Source organism: Burkholderia sp. AU19243 (assembly GCF_018148075.1).
GTDB classification, from domain to species: Bacteria; Pseudomonadota; Gammaproteobacteria; order Burkholderiales; family Burkholderiaceae; genus Burkholderia; species Burkholderia latens_A.
In genome coordinates, this window is record NZ_JAGSTV010000002.1 from 325,797 (window position 1) to 347,555 (window position 21,759).

24 protein-coding genes are annotated in these 21,759 nt (G+C 68.7%); 12 read left to right on the top strand and 12 right to left on the bottom strand.

Going from position 1 to position 21,759, the window contains the following annotated elements; all coding sequences use genetic code 11:
• Positions 1-15: 15 nt before the first annotated feature.
• The gene (locus KDW55_RS04845; RefSeq protein WP_209822624.1) at positions 16-1,617 is read right to left on the bottom strand and encodes a bifunctional aminoglycoside phosphotransferase/ATP-binding protein; all 1,602 of its coding nucleotides are present in this window, start codon (positions 1,615-1,617) and stop codon (positions 16-18) included.
• 230 nt (positions 1,618-1,847) lie between these two features.
• Here KDW55_RS04845 and KDW55_RS04850 point away from each other — a divergent pair, with 230 nt between their 5' ends.
• The 5 genes from KDW55_RS04850 (at position 1,848) to KDW55_RS04870 (ending at position 4,519) form a co-directional block, all read left to right on the top strand.
• Positions 1,848-2,318, top strand: coding sequence for a universal stress protein (locus KDW55_RS04850; RefSeq protein ID WP_209822785.1), 471 nt, complete (start codon positions 1,848-1,850; stop codon positions 2,316-2,318).
• A 104-nt stretch (positions 2,319-2,422) separates the two neighbouring features.
• A complete protein-coding gene (locus KDW55_RS04855; protein WP_209822623.1) occupies positions 2,423-2,698 on the top strand; it encodes a DUF1488 domain-containing protein in 276 nt (91 codons plus the stop codon).
• Positions 2,699-2,875: 177 nt separating this feature from the next.
• Positions 2,876-3,310, top strand: a complete 435-nt coding sequence (locus tag KDW55_RS04860; protein WP_040139842.1) for an Hsp20/alpha crystallin family protein — start codon at positions 2,876-2,878, stop codon at positions 3,308-3,310.
• A 267-nt stretch (positions 3,311-3,577) separates the two neighbouring features.
• Entirely contained in the window at positions 3,578-4,228 is a 651-nt protein-coding gene (locus KDW55_RS04865) for a BON domain-containing protein (protein ID WP_209822622.1), read from the top strand.
• Positions 4,229-4,279: 51 nt separating this feature from the next.
• Complete coding sequence (locus KDW55_RS04870; protein WP_040139840.1) at positions 4,280-4,519, top strand: hypothetical protein; 240 nt, start codon at positions 4,280-4,282, stop codon at positions 4,517-4,519.
• 37 nt (positions 4,520-4,556) lie between these two features.
• On the opposite strand, the gene KDW55_RS04875 is transcribed toward KDW55_RS04870, so the two are convergent.
• From KDW55_RS04875 to KDW55_RS04890, 4 genes are all read right to left on the bottom strand, one after another.
• Positions 4,557-4,751 (bottom strand): hypothetical protein, encoded by a 195-nt coding sequence (locus tag KDW55_RS04875; protein WP_226208967.1) that lies wholly within the window; start codon positions 4,749-4,751, stop codon positions 4,557-4,559.
• Positions 4,752-4,922: 171 nt separating this feature from the next.
• Complete coding sequence (locus KDW55_RS04880) at positions 4,923-5,864, bottom strand: LOG family protein (RefSeq protein ID WP_209822621.1); 942 nt, start codon at positions 5,862-5,864, stop codon at positions 4,923-4,925.
• Between the two features lie 22 nt (positions 5,865-5,886).
• A complete protein-coding gene (locus KDW55_RS04885; RefSeq protein WP_069242991.1) occupies positions 5,887-6,222 on the bottom strand; it encodes a c-type cytochrome in 336 nt (111 codons plus the stop codon).
• A gap of 25 nt (positions 6,223-6,247) precedes the next feature.
• The gene (locus KDW55_RS04890; protein ID WP_059546937.1) at positions 6,248-7,255 is read right to left on the bottom strand and encodes a nitroreductase family protein; all 1,008 of its coding nucleotides are present in this window, start codon (positions 7,253-7,255) and stop codon (positions 6,248-6,250) included.
• A gap of 173 nt (positions 7,256-7,428) precedes the next feature.
• Between KDW55_RS04890 and KDW55_RS04895 the strand changes: the two genes are divergently transcribed.
• Positions 7,429-8,418, top strand: coding sequence for a zinc-dependent alcohol dehydrogenase family protein (locus KDW55_RS04895; RefSeq protein WP_209825529.1), 990 nt, complete (start codon positions 7,429-7,431; stop codon positions 8,416-8,418).
• A gap of 25 nt (positions 8,419-8,443) precedes the next feature.
• On the opposite strand, the gene fnr is transcribed toward KDW55_RS04895, so the two are convergent.
• From fnr to KDW55_RS04910, 3 genes are all read right to left on the bottom strand, one after another.
• Positions 8,444-9,217, bottom strand: coding sequence for a fumarate/nitrate reduction transcriptional regulator Fnr (gene fnr, locus KDW55_RS04900; RefSeq protein WP_212160071.1), 774 nt, complete (start codon positions 9,215-9,217; stop codon positions 8,444-8,446).
• 325 nt (positions 9,218-9,542) lie between these two features.
• Entirely contained in the window at positions 9,543-10,190 is a 648-nt protein-coding gene (locus tag KDW55_RS04905; protein ID WP_040139834.1) for a response regulator transcription factor, read from the bottom strand.
• Complete coding sequence (locus KDW55_RS04910) at positions 10,187-12,181, bottom strand: PAS domain S-box protein (RefSeq protein ID WP_212160069.1); 1,995 nt, start codon at positions 12,179-12,181, stop codon at positions 10,187-10,189. Before KDW55_RS04910 ends, KDW55_RS04905 begins: the two co-directional genes overlap by 4 nt.
• Positions 12,182-12,425: 244 nt before the next feature.
• Between KDW55_RS04910 and KDW55_RS04915 the strand changes: the two genes are divergently transcribed.
• Positions 12,426-12,890 carry a universal stress protein gene (locus KDW55_RS04915; protein WP_212160068.1) on the top strand — a complete coding sequence of 155 codons (465 nt, stop codon included), beginning with the start codon at positions 12,426-12,428 and terminating at the stop codon, positions 12,888-12,890.
• 51 nt (positions 12,891-12,941) lie between these two features.
• Here KDW55_RS04915 and KDW55_RS04920 read toward each other — a convergent pair whose 3' ends face one another.
• From KDW55_RS04920 to KDW55_RS04935, 4 genes are all read right to left on the bottom strand, one after another.
• Positions 12,942-13,775 carry a universal stress protein gene (locus KDW55_RS04920; RefSeq protein WP_209825531.1) on the bottom strand — a complete coding sequence of 278 codons (834 nt, stop codon included), beginning with the start codon at positions 13,773-13,775 and terminating at the stop codon, positions 12,942-12,944.
• Positions 13,772-14,275, bottom strand: a complete 504-nt coding sequence (locus KDW55_RS04925) for a universal stress protein (protein ID WP_040139830.1) — start codon at positions 14,273-14,275, stop codon at positions 13,772-13,774. Before KDW55_RS04925 ends, KDW55_RS04920 begins: the two co-directional genes overlap by 4 nt.
• Positions 14,276-14,344: 69 nt before the next feature.
• Entirely contained in the window at positions 14,345-15,544 is a 1,200-nt protein-coding gene (locus KDW55_RS04930; RefSeq protein ID WP_209822616.1) for an acetate/propionate family kinase, read from the bottom strand.
• A gap of 8 nt (positions 15,545-15,552) precedes the next feature.
• Positions 15,553-16,392: a universal stress protein gene (locus KDW55_RS04935; RefSeq protein ID WP_059546928.1), complete on the bottom strand. Its 840-nt coding sequence runs from the start codon at positions 16,390-16,392 to the stop codon at positions 15,553-15,555.
• A gap of 189 nt (positions 16,393-16,581) precedes the next feature.
• Between KDW55_RS04935 and KDW55_RS04940 the strand changes: the two genes are divergently transcribed.
• The 5 genes from KDW55_RS04940 to KDW55_RS04960 are packed head-to-tail and all read left to right on the top strand — an operon-like array spanning position 16,582 to position 21,739.
• Positions 16,582-17,121 (top strand): hypothetical protein, encoded by a 540-nt coding sequence (locus KDW55_RS04940; protein ID WP_209822615.1) that lies wholly within the window; start codon positions 16,582-16,584, stop codon positions 17,119-17,121.
• Positions 17,111-17,857 carry a beta-ketoacyl-ACP reductase gene (locus KDW55_RS04945; RefSeq protein ID WP_040139826.1) on the top strand — a complete coding sequence of 249 codons (747 nt, stop codon included), beginning with the start codon at positions 17,111-17,113 and terminating at the stop codon, positions 17,855-17,857. The genes KDW55_RS04940 and KDW55_RS04945 overlap by 11 nt, the downstream gene beginning before the upstream one ends.
• Complete coding sequence (locus tag KDW55_RS04950) at positions 17,854-19,674, top strand: alpha/beta fold hydrolase (RefSeq protein WP_212160066.1); 1,821 nt, start codon at positions 17,854-17,856, stop codon at positions 19,672-19,674. Before KDW55_RS04945 ends, KDW55_RS04950 begins: the two co-directional genes overlap by 4 nt.
• Positions 19,671-20,702, top strand: a complete 1,032-nt coding sequence (locus KDW55_RS04955) for a bifunctional enoyl-CoA hydratase/phosphate acetyltransferase (protein WP_212160065.1) — start codon at positions 19,671-19,673, stop codon at positions 20,700-20,702. The genes KDW55_RS04950 and KDW55_RS04955 overlap by 4 nt, the downstream gene beginning before the upstream one ends.
• Positions 20,699-21,739 carry a zinc-dependent alcohol dehydrogenase family protein gene (locus KDW55_RS04960; RefSeq protein WP_040139823.1) on the top strand — a complete coding sequence of 347 codons (1,041 nt, stop codon included), beginning with the start codon at positions 20,699-20,701 and terminating at the stop codon, positions 21,737-21,739. The genes KDW55_RS04955 and KDW55_RS04960 overlap by 4 nt, the downstream gene beginning before the upstream one ends.
• The last annotated feature ends 20 nt before the right edge of the window (positions 21,740-21,759 follow it).

The window sequence follows — 21,759 nt, forward strand, 5'->3', positions numbered from 1 at the left end:
GCCGCCGCCGCGCGTTCACATGCGCAGCGCGGCGAGCAATGGCGTCCAGAACGCGGCGCTTTCATACGCGGCGGGATCGCAATCGGTGTCGAACCGGATCGCGATCGCCGCTTCGGCTTCGGTCAGCGGGGCGGCATGCTCGAGCTGCCGCGCCAGCACGGCGGTGTCCGCATCGGACGCATCGCGTCCGTGTGCCGCGCGGGCGGCGACACGCGCGGCGAGCGTTGCGCGGCTCGCGGTAAAGTCGAGAATCGCGACCGGCACGCCGCGCCGCGCGGCGAGCGACATGAACGCAGCCCGATTGTGCTCGCTGAGGAACGTCGCATCGACGATCGCGGCGTAGCCGCAATCGAGGACTACGGCGGCGTCCGCCAGCAGTCGCGCGTAGATCGCGTCCATCGCCTGGTCCGAATAGGCGCGTTCGGGCAGACGGGTCGCATCCGCGGCGCCGGCCGCACGCTTGCGGGCGATGTCGCTGGATAACCGGATTGCGCCGAGCCGCGCGGCCAGCGCCCGGCTGGCCTGCGATTTGCCCGACCCGGACACCCCGTGACACAGCAGCAACACCGGCCGCGCATTGCGTCGCGTGTCGGCCATCGCCGACGCAGCGCGCAGATAGCGGTTGCGCGCGGCGTCGTCGCCGCGCAACCGCGCGACCAGCGCGCGCACCAGCGCACGGTAGACGAAGTAGCACGGCAGCACGCCCAGCGCCGCGTGGTCTCCGGTGCGGGCCAGCCAGCCGGAAAGGAGGCGCTGCGCGCAATCCACCCGGCCGCGCGCCGAAAAATCCATCATCGCGAACGCGAGATCGCTCGCGACATCGATCCAGCGCAGCGCATCGTCGAATTCGATGCAGTCGAACATCAGGATCCGGTTGCGCCACCGGACGATGTTGTCGAGATGCAGGTCGCCGTGACACGCGCGCACAAAGCCATGCGCGTGCCGTTCGGCGAGCAGCGGCGCGATCCGGGTCAATTCGGCTTCGTACCACGCCCGCAACGCGGCTTCGTCGGGCACCGCGACGTCGAGTGCGTCGCGCAACGGCAGGCATTGCGCAACGACGCGCGCGCAGCTGCCGTGACGAGCGCTCGGCGCCCGGCGCGATGCGTGCAGGTGATGGCGGGCCAGCGTGTCGGCGAGCGCGTCCGCATCCGCGAGGCCGTCGTCGCGCGACGCACTGCGCGCCGACAGCATCGCATGCGCATCGAACCGCCGCATGCGGACCACGTACTCGCCCGGCGCCGCGTGCCGCCGACGCTGCGCGTCGATGCGCAGCGGTGCGTCGAACCCGCACCGGCGCCCGCGTGCGACGAGCGGCCAGACGCCGAGGTACAGCGGGCCGGCGAACGGCCGGTTGAACGTGCACTCGGCGAGCGCGCACCGGCGCCGCTGCGCGGGCCGCACGAGATCGGCGAACGGGAAGCGCACGGGCTTGATGCGCTTGTACGCATAGCGGCCGGCCAGGTAAACGACGGAGAGATGGGTTTCGATCCGCCGGATGCGTCCGGCGGGATGACGGTAGGTCGCGGGCCGGCGCAACGCACGATCGAATTGAATGGCCTGTCGGCGTGCGTTGGCGCGGCCGAGCGCGAATGGCAGATGTCGGGCGGTTGGCATGCTGGTCGATGGATGCGCGCGGCGTCACGCGTCGATGCCGCGTGCCGGCGCTGCACGTGACGCAGCGGGCGCCGGGCGCGCGGCTAGCGCGGTAGTCGTTGTTCGATCTCGAGGCTATCGCATGCCGATGCATCGGCGTTGACGCCGGTCAACGACGACGCGTCGCCAGCACCGATGATGGAAGCATATTCGAACGCCGCCGGCGCGTCCGGTCATCGAGTGAGGTCGGTATGTACACGAACATCATGGTTGCAGTAGACGGCAGCCCTTCGTCGCTGAAGGCGCTCGACGAAGGGCTGAAAATGGCCCGAGCGTGTCGCGCGCGGCTATTCGCGGTGTTCGTCGTCGACAAATCCATCCTCTTTGCTTACGGCGGACGCATGGAGCCGGACGCGCTGCTCGAACAGATCCGGCACCACGGCAAGACGATCCTGCGCGGCGCTGACCGGGCGATCTCGCAAGCCGGCGTGAACGGCGAGACCGAGCTCGTCGAAACCCGGATCGGCGAGGACGTGGTGGAGCGGCTGCGGCGCTATGTCGACGATCGTTCGATCGATCTCGCCGTGACCGGTACACACGGCCGGCGCGGCGTTCGGCGCATGCTCCTCGGCAGCGTGGCCGAACGCTATTTGCGCGAATCCGCGTGCCCGGTACTGCTCGTGCGAGACGAAGGCTCCGCACCCGCGACCGTGGCGGCCTGATCGCGCCGTCCACGCGAGGATCGCGCGGGATACCGGGCAACACGCGCCGTGCGCCGAGCGGGTTGTCGCGCGCGGCCGATCGACTTCGAGTCCAGGTCACCATCATGCAAATATCGTTTCCGTTCGAGCCGCCCACCTATCGCGGCTTCGATCCCGCACTGAGTTTTCCGGCGCTCGTCGACGGGCGTCGCGTGCGATGCGCGATCACCGCCGAAGCGCTGGAAGATCACTTCCGCGCGATGTCGTCGCGCGAGCAGGATCTGGTCGATGCGTTTGCGCATCATCGTGCCGCCATCGAACAGGCCGCACGCTGCCTGCTCGAGAAAGTCGGCGGGCGGCCGATCGTGCTGCACAGCGGCTATTTCCGGTTCTGCGCGTGAGCGCCGTCGTCATTTGACACGCGTCAAGCAGGTGCAGGACCAGGCGCGTACGCTGATGCCTGAACGATCAATCGTCCGGCGCGCGGCCGGTCGTGCCGCGCGACGCGTTCTTCATCGCGGCGATGCTGCCGGGACGACGGTGCAGGCCGCACGTCAATTGTCGAAGGAGTGCGAACCATGAGCAACTTGTCGCGTTACGATCCGTTTTCGATCGAGCCCGTGTCTGACCTGTTTCAGGGGCTGTTCAGGCCGCTGCGCGGCATGACGCTCGCCGACGAGCCGGATCTTGCGTCGATGAAGATCGACGTCACCGAGAACGACAACGCGTATACGGTCAAAGCTGAACTGCCCGGCGTCGCGAAGGACGACATCGACGTACAGGTGGCCGGGAATACGGTTTCGATCAACGCGAAGGTCGAACGCAGCAACGAACGGAAGGACGGCGAGCGCGTGATCCGGCGCGAGCGCTACAGCGGCGCGATCAGCCGTTCGTTCTCGCTGTCCGGCGAAATCGACGATACGAATGCGACGGCCGCGTATGTGGACGGCGTGCTGTCGCTGACGTTGCCGAAGAAGGCGCCGGTCGGGCAGAAGAAGCTCCCGATCAGCTGACCGCACGGCGGGCATTGCGCGACGCGCGCACGCGTGCCCGTCGGCCGGATTCCGGCGCGCGGCACGATTCGCGCGCCGTTCCATTGATGGTGTCGCAGCGGTCGCGGCGCATCGTCAGGGCCGCCGTCAGGCAAGCGCTGCAGCGTCGTGCCGCACGGTGCGGTGCAATGGCATCCGTTGACCTGCGTCAGCGGTCGCGGGACGCGGCCGTGCAAAGCTGGCCGTATGCGGCGGACACGCGTACCGAGGCTCACAGGAGAGCAGACGATGAAAACCGACAAGCAGTTGAAGCAGGACGTCCAGGATGAACTCGAGTCCGACCCGGCGATCGATGCAACCCGCATCGGCGTCGAAGTCGCCGACCGGATCGTGACGCTCTCGGGGCACCCGCCGAGCTATGCGGAAAAGCTCGCGATCGAGCGCGCGGCGAACCGTGTCGGGGGCGTCAGGGCGGTCGTCGTCGACATGACCGTGCATCTGCCGGACGACGACGTCCGCACCGACGAGGACATCGCGACGGCGGTGCGTTCCGTGCTGCACTGGACGTCCGGCCTGGACGACGACGCGGTCAAGGTGCAGGTGGAGCGCGGCTGGATCACGTTGTCGGGCAAGGTCGACTGGGCATACCAGAGCCATCTCGCCGTGCGCGCGATCTCGCAGATGCGTAGCGTGACAGGCGTGACCGACCACATCGCGGTGCAGGGGACGCTCGGTTCCGACGACATCGGCGCCAGCATCAAGCGTGCGATCATGCGCCACGCGGAGCGCGAGGCCAGGCACATCGCGATCGACGTGCACGACGGCACCGTGCGGCTATCCGGCAAGGTCGGCTCGTTTTCCGAACGCAAGGCCGTGCGCGGCGCTGCGTGGTCGGCGCGCGGCGTGCGCGCCGTCGTCGACGATCTGGTGGTCGAGTAAGGCGGATGGATGGCGGATGTGCGGCCCGCCGCGATCCGGGAGGACAGTCGGATGACAGTGTCAGGAGAGCTTCACGATACGGACTGGTCGGTCGCGATCGAAACGGCCGCGGCCGAAACGGGCGGCTTCCGCAGCCGCATTCACGTCGTGCTTGAATCGCCGGGCGCCGTCTGCGATCGAACGTTCTGTCGAAGCACCGTGCATGCGACCGAGCGCGACGCCGCCCTCGACGCGCTCCGCATCGGGATGACGTGGGTCGAGATGAAGAAGTCGAACACGTTTACCGTGTGAATTGCGATCCGCAACGGCGGCGTGCGTCGCGCCCGCCTTACGATCTCGCCAGCGCCGTTGCGAGTTGCAGCGCCTGCGCGAAGCGTGCGAGCGTGGCGATCGATCCGGTCACGCTTTCGTACCGCTCGCGTCCGATCTGCGCGTCCAGCGTCACCAGCATGCCGGCATCCCGCGCGAGTGCGACGAGGGCCACGGTGTCGAGCAGGGTGGTGTCCGACGTGGCCGCAGGCATCCCCGGGTCGGAACGATAGTCGACGTATGACATGGCGTGTGTCCTCGTTGTATTGCGATCGGGGCCGGGCGGCCGGAATCCGTGATTTCAGTATCGTCGGCGCGGGCCGGCGTTTCAATCAGCCGGCCCCGAAGTCGAGGTAGGAATCGCGAGCGTGCCGTCGGCGGATTCCTACACCGTGCGCGGCTTTGCGGATGCACGGCAGCGCGCCGGCCCGCGTTCCCGGCGCCGCGCATACCAGCTTCCGATCGCTTGCCAGATTTGGACGGCGGATTCGCAATACGTGAACAGTTCCAGGTCGCGGCGATCGATCATTCCTTCGTCCGCGAGAAACGCGAGATCGAGCGCACGGCGCCAGTATGCCTCGCCGACGAGGATCACCGGCAGCGGCGCGATCTTTCGCGTCTGCAGCAGCGTCAGCACCTCGAACAGCTCGTCGCACGTGCCGTATCCGCCCGGAAAGAACACCGCCGCCTTCGCGCGCTCCAGCAAGTGCAGCTTGCGGATCGCGAAATAGTGGAACCGGAAGCACAGCGCCGGCGTGATGTACGGATTCGGCGCCTGCTCCCGCGGCAGTTCGATATTGAATCCGATGCTGGGTGCGCCGCGCTCGTACGCGCCGCGATTGGCCGCCTCCATGATGCCGGGGCCGCCGCCGGTCACGATCGCGAGCCGCGCGTTGCGCGTGCACCGGTCCGCATGCGCGACGATGCGTCCGAATTCGCGCGCTACCCGGTAGTACACGCTGTGCTCGACGAGCCGGCTGGCGATCGTGACGGCGCGACGCCGGCTCGCGTCGTGCGGGCGTTCGGCGAGCAGACGGTTCGCTTCATCCAGGCGCGCGTTCGCGACCGCGGGCGCAACGACGCGCGTGCTGCCGTAGATCACGACCGCATGGCCGATGCGTTCGGTCTGCAGCCGCTCCTCGGCTTTCCAGTAGTCAAGCTGCAGCCGGATGCCGCGCATGCTCGCGCGCTGCAGCGTCGCCGCGTCGTCGTCGACTGCGCGGCGATTCACACGCGTGGCGACGCGTCGCGTGCGCCTTCCGATGCGCCGGATGCCGCTCGTGCGCTTCGCGTTGCCGGCAGGCGCCGGTTTGATCGTGGTCGACATGTGCGGAAGCAACGCGTGCCGGTTACTGGCTCAACACCCACCGGACGAGCCGATGCGCTTCTTGCGCTGACAACGGGCCACCACGCTCGAGCGCGGGCGGCATCGGCGTGTCGCCCCAATGCGCGGGGCCGCCGATGCGCAGCTTGCGCTCCAGTGCCGCAGGCGCGTCCGGATCGCCGCGATAGCGCGCGGCGATGTCGTGGAACGACGGTCCGAGGAACGTCATGTCCTGGGTATGGCAGAACATGCAGTGCTGCGCGTCGACGAGTTCGGTCGGCTCGGGCGCGGGCGCCTGCGCGGCGGCGATGCGTGCTGTCGCGGCAATCGCGCAAAGGGCGGCGCGGCGCATGATTGTCATGGCGATATCCTCGTGCGGATCGGAATCAGGAGAAGGAGACCACTTCATCGAGCGGGCGCCGACGCGAATGCGGCGTATGCGGGCCGCGTCCGACGCGCAGCAGCAACTGCGGTTCGCCGCGCAGCCCGAGCATGTGGCACAGGTGCGCACGCAACCCGGCCGTCTCGATCGGCTGGTTCAGATACGACGCGGTATAGCCCGCGCGCGCGGCGACGAGCAGGATCCGCTCGAGCGCCTGGCCGGCGGCGAGCCATGCTTCGCGATCGTCGCGCACCGTCGCGATGCAAACGATCAACGGCGACGCGCCGACGAGCTGATGATGCAGCGCGGCCAGCCCGTTGCCGAGATCGAAGGTTCGCACCGCCGTCGTGACGATCGGCGCCGAGAAGTCCAGCAACGCGGGCACGCCGGCCGCAAATGCCGGCATGCCGTCGTCGCGCCGGCGCGGATCGATCCAGCTCGCGAGCTCGCGCCGGAAACGCGGATCCGCGAACTGCTGACGATCGGCCTGCGCGACCAGCTCGGCGACGCGCGCGCGGTGCGCGATCGAGTCGACACACCCGATGTCGGCGCCTTCCGCGACGCCGGCGGCAATCAGATCCCGCTGGACGTCGTCGGGTACGGCCGTCGCTTCGAATGGCGCGCGCGTCGTGACCCGTTCCGCGATCGCATCGAACAACGCGCCGAGGGCGGCATCGGAATAGCCGTCGTCGCAGACCCGGACCAGCGCAAGCAGGTCGGGGTCGACCTCCGAAGGAAACGTGCTGATCGTGTACGCGAGCCCGGCGTGATCGAGCGCCACGCGCAGATTGAGCAACGCCGCGCCGCAACTGATGATCAGCTCGCGGTCGTACGGGTCGACCACGGGCAACGCGCGAACGCGGTCGGCGAAGACCGAGATCGTGGCGCCGTCGACGACGAATCGCCACGGCTGCGAATTGTGGCTCGATGGAGCCAGCACCGCATAGCTCAGCAGCGACCTCAGGAGCCGGTCGCGATCGGCGCTGGCGGCAAGCGGGGGAACGGCTATCATTTGATCGTCTCCAGGGGCGCCGCACTGGCGGCATCAAGCCCCTTCATCGTGTCAGCAACCGTGCGGCGGCCGTTGACCCACATCAAGCGCCTGTTTGGCGGGCGGTGCACGCGCCGGCGTGCTGCGACTAACCTTGACGAAGCTTGCGAAGACGATCGCACGGGGAGGCAAGCATGCTTGCGATGATGTTCGACGGCACGACACCGACGTTGCGCGCAACGCAAGTGCCGGACCCGTCCCCTGCGGCGGGTCAGCTACTGATCGACGTGCATGCGTGCGGCGTATGCCGGACCGATCTCCACGTCGTCGACGGCGAACTCGCGCATCCGAAGCGGCCGCTGATTCCCGGGCACGAGATCGTCGGAACGGTGCGCCGGGTCGGTGAAGGCGTGACGGGCTTCGCGGCCGGCGATCGCGTGGGCGTTCCATGGCTTGGCTCGACGTGCGGACATTGCGCGTATTGCCGGTCCGGCCGCGAGAATCTGTGCGACAGCCCCGGCTTCACCGGCTACACGATCGACGGAGGCTATGCCGAGTGCACCGTCGCCGACCATCGGTATTGCGTGCACCTGCCGCAGCGCTATTCCGATCTGGAGGCCGCGCCGCTGCTGTGCGCCGGGCTGATCGGCTATCGAACCCTGCGCATGGCGGGCGATGCGCGCCGCATCGGCATCTACGGCTTCGGGGCGGCTGCGCATCTGGTCGCGCAGGTCGCGCATCGCGAAGGGCGCGACGTGTTTGCGCTGACGAAGCCCGGCGACGTCGCAGCGCAGCAACTCGCGCTGTCGCTGGGCGCGGCATGGGCGGGCGGCAGCGATGAAACGCCGCCGACGCCTGTCGATGCCGCGCTGATCTTCGCGCCGGCGGGTGCGCTGGTGCCGGCCGCGCTGCGCGCGCTGGACAAGGGCGGAATCGTCGTGTGCGGCGGGATTCACATGACCGACATCCCGGGGTTTCCGTACGCGTGGCTGTGGGGCGAACGCCGCATCGCGTCGGTCGCGAACCTGACGCGTGCGGATGCGGCCGAGTTCATGCGGATCGCCGCGGCGATGCCGCTGCGTGTCGAGGCTGTGCGCTATGCGCTGACCGATGCGAACCGGGCGCTCGACGACTTGCGCGGCGGGCGCGTGTCGGGCGCCGCCGTGCTGAGCATGCGCGGCTGACCCCCGCGGCGGCCGCGCGCCATCGTCAGATGCTGCGCAGGCCTGCCGAATCGACGATCCGGATCTGCTTGCCCTGCGCGGCGACGAGCCCCTTGTGCTGGAACTTCGACAGCATGCGGCTGACCGTTTCCAGCTTCATCCCGAGATATTCGCCGATCTCGTCGCGCGTCATCCGCAGCACGAACTCGGCGGCCGAGTAACCGCGCGCCTTGAAACGCGCCGACAGGTTCAACAGGAACGCGGCGACGCGCTGCTCGGCGGTCATCGTGCCCAGCAGCAGCATCTGCGACGATTCGCGGACGATCTCGGCGCCCATCATCTGATACACGTGATGCTGCATCGTTCGCACTTCGCGGCACAGCTGCTCGAGCTGGCCGAACGGGATGATGCAGACCGTGCTGTCCTCGAGCGCGATCGCGTCGCCATTGTGGTGGCCGGTATGCACGCCATCGAGGCCCAGCGATTCGCCGACGATCTGGAACCCCGTGATCTGCTCGTCGCCGTCGCGGTGCATCACGATGGTCTTGAACGATCCGGTCCTGACGGCGTAGATGCTGTTGAACGTATCGCCCGCGCGAAACAGCGTTTCGCCGCGCCGCACGTGACGCGTCGTGCAGATCATCGCATCGACGCGCGCGAAATCGTCGGCGGAAAGCTCGGTCGGCATGCAGACGGTACGCAACGCGCAGGTCGAACAGCGCGACGCGGCGCGCTTCGGCTGGTCCGTGGAGGCAACCGGATGCAGCGGGATGAACGGGCGTGACGGCATGGCCGTCGAGACATCGGCATTGCACTGCATGATCGGCTCCAGTGTTGCGGCAGCTGCGGTTCGCCGTCGGGCGGGGAGCGCGCTGACCGTTGTACCGGCGGCCTTGGTCTCTGCCGCCTTCGTGTAAGGGAACGCCCCGCCGGACGCGCCGGTAGACCGTTATGCCGGTCTCGACGAAGCCGTCGCCGTTGCGCCGGGAAGCATGCTGAATTGTTTTTCGTGATCTGCAGTATGGATGGCACGCAGCCTCGAGAAAATCAGCCGGAATTGAAGTTGCGGTAGGGAAGAGGGAAGTCTTGTAGGGCGATTCCTACAGAGGTGCGGCGACTTGTCGCGAGCGCCGGCACCGCCGCCGTCACAGCTCGTCCGGGTCGTCGAACAGCTTGTGACGCATTGCATAACGCACGAGCGCCGTGTCGTTCGGCATCTGCATCTTTTCGAGGATCCGTGTCTTGTACGTGCTGACGGTCTTGACGCTGACGCACAGCGCCTGCGCGATTTCGGAAATCGACTCGCCGCTGGTCACGCGCCGAAATACGTCGAACTCGCGGTCCGACAGCCGCTGGTGCGGCAGCAGATCGGTCGGTTCGTTCAGGCTCTGCGCGAACTGCTCGGCCATGGTCAGGCTCACGTAGACGCCGCCGCCCGCGATTTTCGTGAGGGCCGCAACCAGTTCCGCGCTCGCGCTTTCCTTGGTCATGTAGCCGGAGGCCCCGGCGCGGAACGCACGCACCGCATATTGCTGCTCGGCGTGCATCGTCAGCACGAGGATGTGCAATCCCGGTTTCTCGTCCTTGATCTGCTTGATCAGTTCGACGCCGTTGCGTCCGGGCATCGACAGGTCGAGCACGAGCACGTGAGCTTCGTTGGCGCGAACGAGCGCGATCGTCGACGCGCTGTCCTGCGCTTCTCCGACGACTTCGAAACCGCTCGCGTTTTGCAGGATGTGCCGCAGACCGTCCCTGACGAGTGCGTGGTCGTCGGCGATGAGTACCCTGATCATGACAGCGCGTCTCCTTGCTGGATGGCGTGCAGCGGCAGCACCACGGTGATCGTGAACCCCACGCCCGGGCGGTTGTCGATCGTCACCGTCCCGTCGAGCATGTGCGCGCGCTCGCGTATGCCGATCAGCCCGAACGATGGACGATCCTGTGCGTCGCGGGCCTGCGCGGGCGCGCCGTGACCGTTGTCCGCGATGCGCAGCATGCAATAACCGTCCGCCGCTTTCAAGGCCAGCGTCACGTTCGTCGCGTCCGAGTGGCGCGCGACGTTGGTCAGCGCCTCCTGCACGATGCGGAACAGCGCGGTTGCGCCCGCACTGGTCAACGCCGCATCCATGGGCCCGATGTCCCGGTCGACGGTGATCCTGTAGCGGCGCGTGAAATCGTTTGCAAGCCATTCGATCGCCGGCACGAGCCCGAGGTCGTCGAGCATCACCGGCCGCAGATCCGCGGCGATGCGCCTGACCGACGCAACCGTGGAATCGATCAGCCGGTGCATGCCGCGCAGCTGTTCGCGGATCTCGGTGCCCGGCGGCATGACGCCGGCGAGCCCCAGTTCGACGGCGGCCAGGTCCATCTTCAGCGCGGTGAGCTGCTGGCCGAGATCGTCGTGCAATTCACGCGCGATCCGCGTTTTCTCCTCCTCGCGCACGTTCTGAAGGTTGGCCGAGAGCTCGCGCAGTTCCTCGCGCGACTGCTTCAGCGCATTCTCCGCGCGCACCCGCTCGGTGACGTCGCGCAGCATCACCGTATACAGCTTGCCCGTGCCGTCGCGAATCTGCGAGATCGATGCCTCGATCGGAAACTCGGTGCCGTCGCCGCGCAGTCCGAACAGCACGCGTTGCCGCCCCATCTGGCGCTCCGATACGCCGGTGACGCCGAATTGCTCGACGTGGCGCGCATGTGCGGCACGGAAGCGCTCGGGGATGAAGCGGGACAGCGGCGCACCGACTGCGTCCATCGCGGATACGCCAAACACCTGTTCGGCCGCCGGATTAAAGATCACGATCGTCTGGTTTTCGTCGACGGTGATGATGGCCTCCATCGACGACCGGATGATGCCCATCATCCGGGCTTCGCCGGGTTGGGCGTCGCCGGCGGGTGTGGCGGGGCGCGGCCGGTTCGCGACGACCTGCCGCACGAGTGCGGCCAGCGCGAGCGACAGCACGGCGCCGCCCAGCAGGGCCGCCATCGCAACGCGCGACGTGTCGGCGCGCGGCGCGCTGTAGCGGAGCGAGAGCGCGGTGCCGCCGAACGTCAGTCCGTCGGTTCGTTCGAACGTGTCGCGCACGTCTGCGGTATCGTCGCCGCGCGGGCCGCCGGAATACACGGGCGCCGCCGGATTGCCGGCCGTGACGTCCATGTGCAGCCGTTCGAGCACCGACGGATCGACGAGTCGATCAGGAATCAGCGATGCATATACGTATCCGGTCGCCGTCGCGTGCGCCGGTTCGGACGACGTGCCTTCCGCGGCGTTCGCATAAACCGGCAAATACAGCGTCAGCTCGGTGCGGGCGAGCGTCGCACCGGTGCCGTCCTGGATCGCAGTCGCGGCAAGGGCAACCCTGCCGGTTTGCGCCGCCCGAGCGAGCGCCTGGCGCGTCGGCTGGTTGTCCTCTGCGGCGCTCGGCTCGATTCTCCCGACGCTGCGGACCGGTGACTGCAATCGGTCCAGATCGAGACTCGCGAGATAGCGGCGCCATCCGGTACCGGACGGTTGCGCCGATAGCGCCGACGCGAACCCGCGTGCACCGCCCACTAACGCCGCGGCGCCGAGAAGGCTGCGCCGCACGTCGGCGGTCGCGAGCGTCGCGGTTTGCTCGAACCTTGCGCGGGCCGCCCGTTGCATGTCGTTCTGCAGCGCCCGCGATGCAGCGAACGTCGCGGTCAGGCCGAGCGCGAGCGTGAGGAGCGCGGCCAGCGCGGCATATCGGGCAGGCAGCCTCCGGTGCGGCGTCGGTCCGGCCCTGGAAGGGGGCGCATTCACGGTCATTGCAGTTCATCCCGACGAATTTCGACGGCGAGGGCGCGGCCGGCACCACGCGGTACACGAAACGCGGGCCGGGCCGGCGCTGCGATAACGCGCTGATTGTGCGCGCTCTGCCGGCGTTCGCCAATCGGAACCGATACGTACGGAAAGCACCGCACGGGCTTGACGCGCGTCAACGGGAAGCTGCCTGCCGGGATCAGACTGGTTTCACGCATCGATCGAACCCGAACCACAGCAGGGAGGCGTCATGTACGAAAGGATCTTCGTGGCACTCGACGGCAGCCGCGGAGCGCGGCTCGCGCTCGACGAGGCGATTTCGCTCGCCTGCGGTTCGGGCGGTCTCGTCATCGCGTTGTGCGTCGTGTCGGACGCGCCCCGCCTGGCCGACTTCGACAGCGGCTATATCGACCAGCGCGACCGGTCCGGGTTGGACGCGGACAAGGCGGCGATTGCGGTTGGCGATGCCGAAACCGCGTTCCGGCTGTCGGGCGTGCGCGGCAGCGCGCAGACGATCGATGCGTGTGGGGAGGACATATCGGACGTGCTGGCGCGAGCGGCCGCCGAATGCGATGCGGATCTGATCGTGATGGGCACGCATGGCCGTCGAGGTGTGCGCCGTGCGCTGCTCGGCAGTGTCGCCGAGTCGCTGGTGCGTATCGCGGAGCGGCCGGTGCTGGTCGTGCGCGAGGGGCCGGGCGCCGGCATGCTGTGACCGTCGCGATGAGCGCGGGGCGGCCGCGGGCGGCGGCCCCCGTTCGCTCGCTCAGTGGGACAGCAGGACCGGCACCGTCATCGTTTCGAGGACGGTGCGCGTCGCGCCGCCCAGCACGCGTTCGTGCATGCGCGCATGACTGTACAGCCCCATCACGAGCAAATCCGCATGCAGGTCGGTCACGCGGTTCAGCAGCGTCGCGCCGACGCCGACCGAATGGTCGCGCGGCGTCGTCGAAAACGATGCGCGAACCCCGTGCCGTTCGAGATATGCGGCGACGTCGACGCCCGCCGGCGTCTTGTCCGGATCGGGTGGGCGGCGCGCGACCGTCTCGACGTTGACGAAGCGCGCGCGGGCAAGCAACGGCAGCGCGTCGGCCATCGCGCGGGCCGCCTCGCGTCCGCCGTCCCAGCCGATCAACACGTTCTCGCCAAGCGTGCGCACTTCGCCCGCATACGGCACGACGAGTGCCGGCCGGCCGCTGCCCATCACGACATCCTCGACGAAATGGCGGGCCACGTACGTCATGCGGTCGTCCGGGTCCTCCTGGCCAAGCACCAGCAGATCGGCATGGCGCGCGTGCACGACCGCGGCGTCGGTCGCGTTGCCTGCCGGCGCCTGCCACTCGACGCTGCGTCCGGCGCGTTCGGCTGCGGCCAGGAACCGCTGTTCCGCGTCCTTGCGCCGCTGCTCGGACAAGCGCTCGTAGACGGCCAGCTTCAGCGGTTCGTCCGGTCGCCGCAACGGCTCGAGCAGGTCCTGGCAGACGACATAGAGACCGATCAGGTGGGCGTTCCAGCGGGCCGCGAGTTCGAGCGCGAGGTTGACGCGCGTCGCGCAGCGCGCGCTGTCGTCGAGATGGACGAGCAGGGTCTTGTAGCTCATGACGGCTCCTTTTCGGTCGATGCGGCGGTGGTCGTAACGGGCGCGTTCGCGGCGCAGCTCGCCGGAATCATCAGGACCGGACGCGTCGCATGGCGCAGCACGCGCTCGGCCACGCTGCCCAGGAACAGGCGGCGAAAACCGCGCCGGCCGTGGGTGCCCATCACGATCAGGTCGGCGTCGAGCTCGCCGGCGAGCGCGACGATGCGCTGCGCGACGTCTTCGCCCACCGGCGCGACGTCGACGATCCGCGGCGTGCCGGCCACGTCGCGCGCTTTCAGGCGTCGTGCCGCATCCTCGGTGACGCGCAGTCCTTCTTCACGGAATGCATCGACCAGGATCGACGGGTCGTATGCAAAGGTGTCGTACGCCGGCACCATGAAGTCGACGACGTAGACCGGCGTCAGCCGCGCACCCGTCTGCGCCGCGAGATTCAGCGCGGCGTCGAGTGCGCGGGACGACGTCTCGCTGCCGTCGAGCGCGACCAGAATGTTCGAGTACATGGCATTTCCCTTCAACGGATGTCGATGGAATCATCATCGGCGCACGCACGGCGATCGCGCTGATCTGGATCAATCTGCGCCGTTGCCGCGCAGCACTCGCACCGCGGCGCGCGCCGCGATCCACGCTTCGTTGGTCGGCTCGACGACCACCGCGACCGCGCTCGACGCGGACGACACCACGTGTGCGTGCGCGGCATTCGCGCGCGCGTCGAGTTCGATGCCGAGCCAGCCGAGCGCCGCGCAGATCCGCTCGCGCAACGGCGCCGAGTGTTCGCCGATGCCGGCCGTGAAGACCAGCATGTCGAGACCGCCGAGCAGTGCGGTCAGCGCGCCGGTCTCGCGCACGACGCGATGAACGAACAGCGCCAGTGCGTCGCGGGCCGGCACGTCACCTGCCGCTTCGCGCGCAAGCAGCACGCGCGGATCGCCGGATGCTCCCGATACGCCCTTGAGCCCCGCCTCGTGATACAGCAGGTGGCCCAGCGCGGCGCTCGACAGTTTGCCCGTGTCGAGCAGGTGCAGGACGACGCCAGGATCGAGCGTTCCGCAGCGCGTGCTCATCATCAGTCCGTCGAGGGCCGAGAAGCCCATGGTCGTCGCGACGCTGCGGCAGTCGCGCATCGCGCACAGGCTCGCGCCGCTGCCGAGGTGAGCGGCGATCACGCGGCCGTGCGCACGCGCGCCGAACGATTCGTCGAGCGCGACGGCGAGGTATTCGTACGACAAGCCGTGGAAGCCATAGCGGCGCACGCCGTCGTCGAACCATGCACGCGGCAACGGCAGCAACTGCTCGACACGCGGCAGCGTGCGGTGAAACGCGGTGTCGAACACGGCGATTTGCGGGACGTCCGGGAATGCGTCGCGCAGCGTGTCGATCGCATCGAGGCTGTGCGGCTGATGCAGCGGCGCGAGCGGCGTCAGCGTGCGCAGCGCGTCCAGCACGTTGGCGTCGACGAGCACCGGGTCCTCGTACCGCGCGCCGCCGTGCACCACGCGATGCGCGATCGCGCCGAGCGTGAGATGCGGCAAGCGCACGCGTATCCACATCGCGACCTGCGTGAGCACGGCGTGGTAGGGATCGCCCGCCGTCAGCGGCAGCGCCGCGTCCGGCTCCGCATCGAAGCGGATCGACACGCCGTTGCCGACGGCGACCGCTTCGCCCTCGTGCAACGGCCGCCGCGCGGGGTCGCCGTGCGGCGGATACGCGAAGACGGCGAACTTCACGCTCGACGAACCGGCATTGACGACGAGCAGCGCGAGCGTACGCACGGGCCGGCTCAGTGCGACATCAGCACTGGCAGCGTCATCGACGCCAGCACCGTGCGGGTCGCGCCGCCCAGCATCAGTTCGCGCCAGCGCGGGTGACCGTAGGCGCCCATCACGAGCAGGTCGGAGCCCGTTTCATATGCGTGTGACAACAACGTGTCGCCGATCGCCGAGCCGTCGCCTGCATCGATGTCGAGCACGGTCACGTCGTGTGCATGACGGGCCAGCATCAACGCGGCGTCGGCGGCAGGAATACGCGTGGCCGCCGCTTCCGACCTGCCGTCGACGACGGCCGCAACCGTCGTGCGTTTCGCATGTTCGAGAAACGGAATCGCATCGTGCGCGGCGCGGGTCGCTTCGCGGCTTCCGTCCCACGCGACGAACACGCGCTCGCCGAGCGACGGGAATTCGCCGGCGTACGGCACGAACAGTACCGGGCGTCCGGCGGACAACGCCAGGTTCTCCGGAAACTGGTCGTCGATATAGGTCTCCGGATCGTTCGGATCGCTCTGGCCGGCGATCACGAGATCGGCAACGCGTGCAGCGCGCGGCACCGCGAGGTTCGCGCGCTCGTCGACCCGCACCCACGTTGCCGACACTTTCGCGCGCGCCGTCTCGGCGTGAAACAGCCGTTCCAGCGCGGCAAGCCGGTCGTCGCGCTGGTCGCGGCGCTCGCGAAAGTAGTCGGCGGATCCGGCCATCACGTAGAACGAATGCGGTTCCGGCGTGTAGATCGCGGCAACGCCTGTCAGGTGGGCGCCGAAGCGGCGCGCGACGCGCAACGCGAACTCGAGGCGAGAATGCGCACGCAGGCTCGTATCGAGGTGCACGACTATGCTCTTGTAGCTCATCGGAATCGCTCCATCGACGGGTGATCCGCCAGTGCAATCCAGTCTACGGAGCAGGGTTTCCTCGCACTTGACTCAGATCAACGGCAGCCGCGCGCGATACCCGCACAGTGAAGCGGCCGCGATGCCGAACCGGGGCGGACGGCACGACGCGTGACGCCAATCCATTGATCCGATCGAAGGGGGAAGCCGATGAGCACGTACGCTTTGACGACACCGAATGACGCCTGGCGCGCGGGCTGCGATCTCGCATTGCGCACGGCCGCGCTGAACCGCGACTGGCAGCACGAATGGCACGCAATCGCCGGGCGGCGCATCGAGCGCGACCGCGACGCGCTGCGCCGCCTGCGGCAGACGCTGGCCGAAACGCCCGAGTGGACCGCGTTCGGCGAGGCGGCCACGCAGGTGATGCGCGACTATGCGATCACGAGCGTCGGGATCTGGCAGGACGCCACCGAACTCTGCATGCGCGCGCAATTCGAGAGCGCCGGCGCGTGGCGCACGTGGCTGCGCGACTACGGCGCGGGTGCGCTGTCGCGTTATCAGACCGACTGGTTGCCCGACCTCGGCCGGCTCGCAGCGGTCAATGAAGCCAGCATGCCGTGGGCCGACTGGATGGCGGCGCTCGAGCGCGGGATCGAAGGCGCGGCCGGCCCGCGCAGCGAATCGGCGAGCTCGACGCGGCGGCTGAACGGCATCGTCGGCGCACGGGAGAGCGATCATGTGCGCTGAGCGTGTCGCGTTCGTCACGGGGGGCATGGGCGGCCTGGGCGCCGCGATCGCCCGGCGCCTGCATGAGGCCGGGATGACGGTGGCGGTGTCGTACACGGAACACAATGACCATGTCGCGACGTGGCTCGCGCGCGAACGCGACGCGGGCCGCACGTTCCATGCGTTCGAGGTCGACGTCGCCGACTACGATTCGTGCCAGCATTGCGCGGCACGCGTGCTCGCCGAGCTCGGGCGCGTCGATGTGCTCGTGAACAACGCTGGAGTGACGCACGACGCCACGTTCGTGAAGATGACCAAGAGCATGTGGGATGCAGTGTTGCGCACCAATCTCGACGGCATGTTCAACATGACGAAGCCGTTCGTGCCGGGAATGATCGAAGCCGGCTTCGGGCGGATCGTGAACATCGGCTCGGTGAACGGCTCGCGCGGCGCATACGGGCAGGCGAACTACGCGGCCGCGAAGGCGGGCATCCATGGTTTCACGAAGGCGCTGGCGCTCGAGCTCGCGCGCCACGGCGTGACGGTGAACACGGTGGCGCCTGGCTACCTCGCGACCGCGATGCTCGAGTCGGTGCCGAAGGAAGTGCTCGACACGAAGATCCTCCCGCAGATTCCGCTCGGCCGCCTCGGCGACCCCGATGAGATCGCCGCGCTTGTGGCGTTCCTGTGTTCCGACGCTGGCGCCTTCGCGACCGGAGCGGAGTTCGACGTGAACGGCGGGATGTACATGAGATGAACGCATCCGTCACGCACGCACCGTTCAGGCCGGAGCGGGCACAGCCGGCGGGCGCAAGCGAGCCCCCGTCGTGCGAGCCCGGATGCGCACCCGTCCCGACGACGCCCGCCGACCGGTGGAACCGCGCCGCGCATGCGAACGTCGCCGCGATGACCTTCGGTCTGTCGCCTGTGTCGCTCGCGCTCGCGATGCTCGACTGGAGCGCGCATCTGGCCGTCGCGCCGGGAAAATGCTTCGAACTCGCGGCGCAGGGGTGGCTTGCGGCCGTGGCGCCGACGGCGCCCCCGAACGAAGGCGGCGCCGACGATGCGGCCGCCGACGGTCTCGCCGTGCACGCCGGCCACGCCGATCCACGCTTCGCCGCGCGCGAATGGACGGCATGGCCGTTTAGCGCGTATCGCGACGGATTCCTGTCGATTCAGCGCTGGTGGCGCGACGCGACGCGCGGCGTGCCGGGCGTCGAACGGCATCATCAGGAACTGGTCGGCTTCGTCGCGCGACAGTGGCTCGACGCGTGCTCGCCGGGCAATTTCCTGGCGACCAATCCGGTCGTGCTCGACGCGACGATACGCAGCGGCGGCGCAAACCTCGCGGCAGGGTTCCGGCACTGGCTCGACGACGCGAGCGCATTGCTCGATCGCGCCGGCGGCACGCCGGCCCGCGACGCGCGCGACTACCTGCCGGGCCGCGACGTGGCGATCACGCCGGGCCGCGTCGTGTGGCGCAACGCGCTGTGCGAGCTGCTGCAATACGATCCGGCGACGGCCGACGTGGCGCGCGAGCCGATCCTGATCGTGCCGTCGTGGATCATGAAGTACTACATCCTCGACCTGCAGCCGCACGATTCGATGATCCGCTTCCTGGTCGACTCCGGCTTTACGGTGTTCGTCGTGTCGTGGCGCAATCCGGGCGCGGACGCGCGCGAGCTCGGGCTCGACGATTATCTGCGCGACGGCTGCATGGCTGCGCTCGACGCGGCCCGCTCGATCTGCGGCGAGGCAGTCCACGCGGTCGGCTATTGCCTCGGCGGCACGCTGCTCGCGATCGGCGCGGCGGCGCTCGCGCGCGACGGCCGGCAACACGGCGCATTGCGTTCGGTCACGTTGCTCGCGGCCCAGACCGATTTCAGCGAGCCCGGCGAACTGGGGCTCTTCATCGATGCGAGCGAATTGTCGGCGCTCGATGCGCTGATGTGGCGGCAGGGCTACCTCGACGGTGCGCAAATGTCCGCCGCGTTTCAGCTGTTGAACGCGCGCGACCTGATCTGGTCGCGGATGATGAGCGAATACCTGCTCGGCACGCGTACGAAACCGAACGACCTGATGTCGTGGAACGCGGACACCACGCGCATGCCGTACCGGATGCATACGGAATACCTGACGCGGCTCTTTCTCGACAACGATCTCGCGGCCGGGCGCTACTGCGTCGACGGTCGGCCGGTCGCGCTGTCCGACATCGACGTGCCGACGTTCGTGGTGGGAACCGAGCGCGATCACGTGTCGCCGTGGCGTTCCGTCTACACGTTCCACCTGCTCACGCACCACGCGCTGACGTTCGTGCTGACGTCGGGCGGCCACAATGCCGGCATCGTGTCCGAGCCGGGCCATCCCGGGCGCCACTATCGCTGCGCGACCCGCGAGCCCGGCGCGCCATACCGCAGCCGGCACGATTTCGTCAACGCAACGCCCGTCGTCGACGGCTCGTGGTGGACGTGCTGGCGCGACTGGCTGCACGCGCATTCGTCCGGCGACGTGCGGGCGCGCGTGCCGGCCGCCGGCTTCGGCGCGGCGCCCGGCACCTACGTACTGGAAACATGAACGATTCCCTGCATCCCGATGCGTCCGGCGGCGAGCGGCTGCCCGGCGTGCTGCCGCCGGCGGACGGCGCGCTGCCCGGACTGCTCGCGCGGGCGCGCCACGCGCCGCCGCTCACGGTGGCCGTCGTCCATCCGTGCGACACGGCGAGCGTCACCGCGCTTGCCGCGATCAACGCGTCGCCGATCGGCGCGTCGATCGAGCCGCTGATCGTCGCGCCGCGCGCAAAGGTGTTGCGCATCGCGGACGACGCGGGCATCGATCTGGCGGGCTGGACGATCGAGGACGTCCCGCACAGCCATGCGGCGGCGGCCCGCGCGGTCGAACTGGCGGCGAGCGGTCGCGCCGGTGCGCTGATGAAGGGCAGCCTGCATACGGACGAACTGATGGGCGCGGTCGTCGCCGTGGAATCCGGTGTACGCACCGACAAGCGGATGTCGCACTGTTTCCTGATCGAATCGCCGGCGTATCCGCGGCCGTTCATCCTGACCGATGCGGCCGTCAACATCGCACCGGACCTCGCGCAGAAGGCGGCCATCACGCAGAACGCCGTCGACGTCGCACATGCGCTCGGCGTCGCATGCCCGCGCGTGGCCGTGCTGTGCGCGGTCGAGACCGTCAATCCGGCGATGCGTTCGACGCTCGACGCCGCGGCGCTCGCGAAGATGGCCGAGCGCGGGCAAATCACCGGGGCGGTGGTCGACGGGCCGCTCGCGTTCGACAACGCGATCTCGCAGCAGGCGGCGCACGAGAAGGGGATCGACTCGCCGGTTGCCGGTCGCGCCGACATCCTCGTCGTGCCCGATATCGAAGCGGGCAACATGCTCGCGAAACAGCTCGAATACCTGGGCGGCGCCGCGAACGCAGGTGTCGTCGTGGGCGCGCGCGTGCCGATCGTGCTGACGAGTCGGGCCGACGGCGTCGCGGTGCGGGTCGCGTCCTGCGCGCTGGCACTGTGCGTCGCGTGGGCGCGGCAAGCCGGTGCGCCGACGAACGATGCCGCCACTCTTTCAATGGAGGAACACCGATGAAAGCACTCGTATACCGCGGGCCGGGGCGCAAGTCGCTCGAACAGCGGCCCGCACCGGCGCTGCAGTCGCCCACCGACGCGATCGTCCGCGTGACGCGCACGACGATCTGCGGCACCGATCTGCACATCCTCAAGGGCGACGTGCCGACGTGCGAGCCGGGGCGCATTCTCGGCCACGAAGGCGTGGGGATCGTCGAGCAGGCGGGCGCCGCGGTCGACTCGCTGAAGCCGGGCGATCGCGTGCTGATTTCATGTATCTCGTCGTGCGGGCGCTGCGAGTACTGCCGCCGCGGACTGTATTCGCATTGCACGACGGGCGGCTGGATTCTCGGCCACCGGATCGACGGCACGCAGGCCGAATACGTGCGGATTCCGCATGCGCAGACGAGCCTGTACCGGATTCCGGCCGGCGCGGACGAGGACGCGCTCGTGATGCTGTCCGACATTCTGCCGACCGGCTTCGAGTGCGGCGTCCTCAACGGCAAGGTGCAGCCTGGCTGCACGGTCGCGATCGTCGGCGCCGGGCCGATCGGGCTGGCCGCGCTGCTGACCGCGCAGTTCTACTCGCCGGCGCGAATCATCATGATCGATCCGGACAGCAACCGGCTCGACGTCGCGCGGCACTTCGGCGCGACTGACTGCCTCGACGGCCGGGCGGCCGACCCGCTCGCGGAAGTGATGAAGCTGACGGACGGCGTCGGCGTGGATTGCGCGATCGAAGCGGTCGGCATTCCGGCCACGTTCGAAATGTGCACGTCGCTCGTGGCGCCGGGCGGGGTCGTTGCAAACGTGGGCGTGCATGGCGTCAAGGCCGACCTGCACCTCGAGAAGCTGTGGGACCGCAACATCTCGATCACGACGCGGCTCGTCGACACGGTCAGCACGCCGATGCTGCTGAAGACCGTGCACGCCGGGCGTCTCGATCCGAAGCGTCTGGTCACGCACCGGTTCTCGCTCGACGAGGTGGAGCGCGCATACGACACGTTCGCGCGCGCGGCGGAAACGCACGCGTTGAAGGTGATCATCGAAGTCGATTGACGTCGGGGCCGGATGCGGGC

Bases quoted from the DNA above. Each gene is read 5' to 3' on its own strand.
- KDW55_RS04945 (WP_040139826.1), top strand. From the start codon at position 17,111: ATGTGCGCTGAGCGTGTCGCGTTCGTCACGGGGGGCATGGGCGGCCTG.
- KDW55_RS04935 (WP_059546928.1), bottom strand. From the start codon at position 16,392: ATGAGCTACAAGAGCATAGTCGTGCACCTCGATACGAGCCTGCGTGCG.
- KDW55_RS04850 (WP_209822785.1), top strand. From the start codon at position 1,848: ATGTACACGAACATCATGGTTGCAGTAGACGGCAGCCCTTCGTCGCTG.
- fnr (WP_212160071.1), bottom strand. From the start codon at position 9,217: ATGCAGTGCAATGCCGATGTCTCGACGGCCATGCCGTCACGCCCGTTC.
- KDW55_RS04915 (WP_212160068.1), top strand. From the start codon at position 12,426: ATGTACGAAAGGATCTTCGTGGCACTCGACGGCAGCCGCGGAGCGCGG.
- KDW55_RS04895 (WP_209825529.1), top strand. From the start codon at position 7,429: ATGCTTGCGATGATGTTCGACGGCACGACACCGACGTTGCGCGCAACG.
- KDW55_RS04925 (WP_040139830.1), bottom strand. From the start codon at position 14,275: ATGTACTCGAACATTCTGGTCGCGCTCGACGGCAGCGAGACGTCGTCC.
- KDW55_RS04905 (WP_040139834.1), bottom strand. From the start codon at position 10,190: ATGATCAGGGTACTCATCGCCGACGACCACGCACTCGTCAGGGACGGT.
- KDW55_RS04865 (WP_209822622.1), top strand. From the start codon at position 3,578: ATGAAAACCGACAAGCAGTTGAAGCAGGACGTCCAGGATGAACTCGAG.
- KDW55_RS04940 (WP_209822615.1), top strand. From the start codon at position 16,582: ATGAGCACGTACGCTTTGACGACACCGAATGACGCCTGGCGCGCGGGC.
- KDW55_RS04910 (WP_212160069.1), bottom strand. From the start codon at position 12,181: ATGACCGTGAATGCGCCCCCTTCCAGGGCCGGACCGACGCCGCACCGG.
- KDW55_RS04875 (WP_226208967.1), bottom strand. From the start codon at position 4,751: ATGCCTGCGGCCACGTCGGACACCACCCTGCTCGACACCGTGGCCCTC.
- KDW55_RS04855 (WP_209822623.1), top strand. From the start codon at position 2,423: ATGCAAATATCGTTTCCGTTCGAGCCGCCCACCTATCGCGGCTTCGAT.
- KDW55_RS04880 (WP_209822621.1), bottom strand. From the start codon at position 5,864: ATGTCGACCACGATCAAACCGGCGCCTGCCGGCAACGCGAAGCGCACG.
- KDW55_RS04950 (WP_212160066.1), top strand. From the start codon at position 17,854: ATGAACGCATCCGTCACGCACGCACCGTTCAGGCCGGAGCGGGCACAG.
- KDW55_RS04960 (WP_040139823.1), top strand. From the start codon at position 20,699: ATGAAAGCACTCGTATACCGCGGGCCGGGGCGCAAGTCGCTCGAACAG.
- KDW55_RS04890 (WP_059546937.1), bottom strand. From the start codon at position 7,255: ATGATAGCCGTTCCCCCGCTTGCCGCCAGCGCCGATCGCGACCGGCTC.
- KDW55_RS04920 (WP_209825531.1), bottom strand. From the start codon at position 13,775: ATGAGCTACAAGACCCTGCTCGTCCATCTCGACGACAGCGCGCGCTGC.
- KDW55_RS04860 (WP_040139842.1), top strand. From the start codon at position 2,876: ATGAGCAACTTGTCGCGTTACGATCCGTTTTCGATCGAGCCCGTGTCT.
- KDW55_RS04870 (WP_040139840.1), top strand. From the start codon at position 4,280: ATGACAGTGTCAGGAGAGCTTCACGATACGGACTGGTCGGTCGCGATC.
- KDW55_RS04955 (WP_212160065.1), top strand. From the start codon at position 19,671: ATGAACGATTCCCTGCATCCCGATGCGTCCGGCGGCGAGCGGCTGCCC.
- KDW55_RS04845 (WP_209822624.1), bottom strand. From the start codon at position 1,617: ATGCCAACCGCCCGACATCTGCCATTCGCGCTCGGCCGCGCCAACGCA.
- KDW55_RS04885 (WP_069242991.1), bottom strand. From the start codon at position 6,222: ATGACAATCATGCGCCGCGCCGCCCTTTGCGCGATTGCCGCGACAGCA.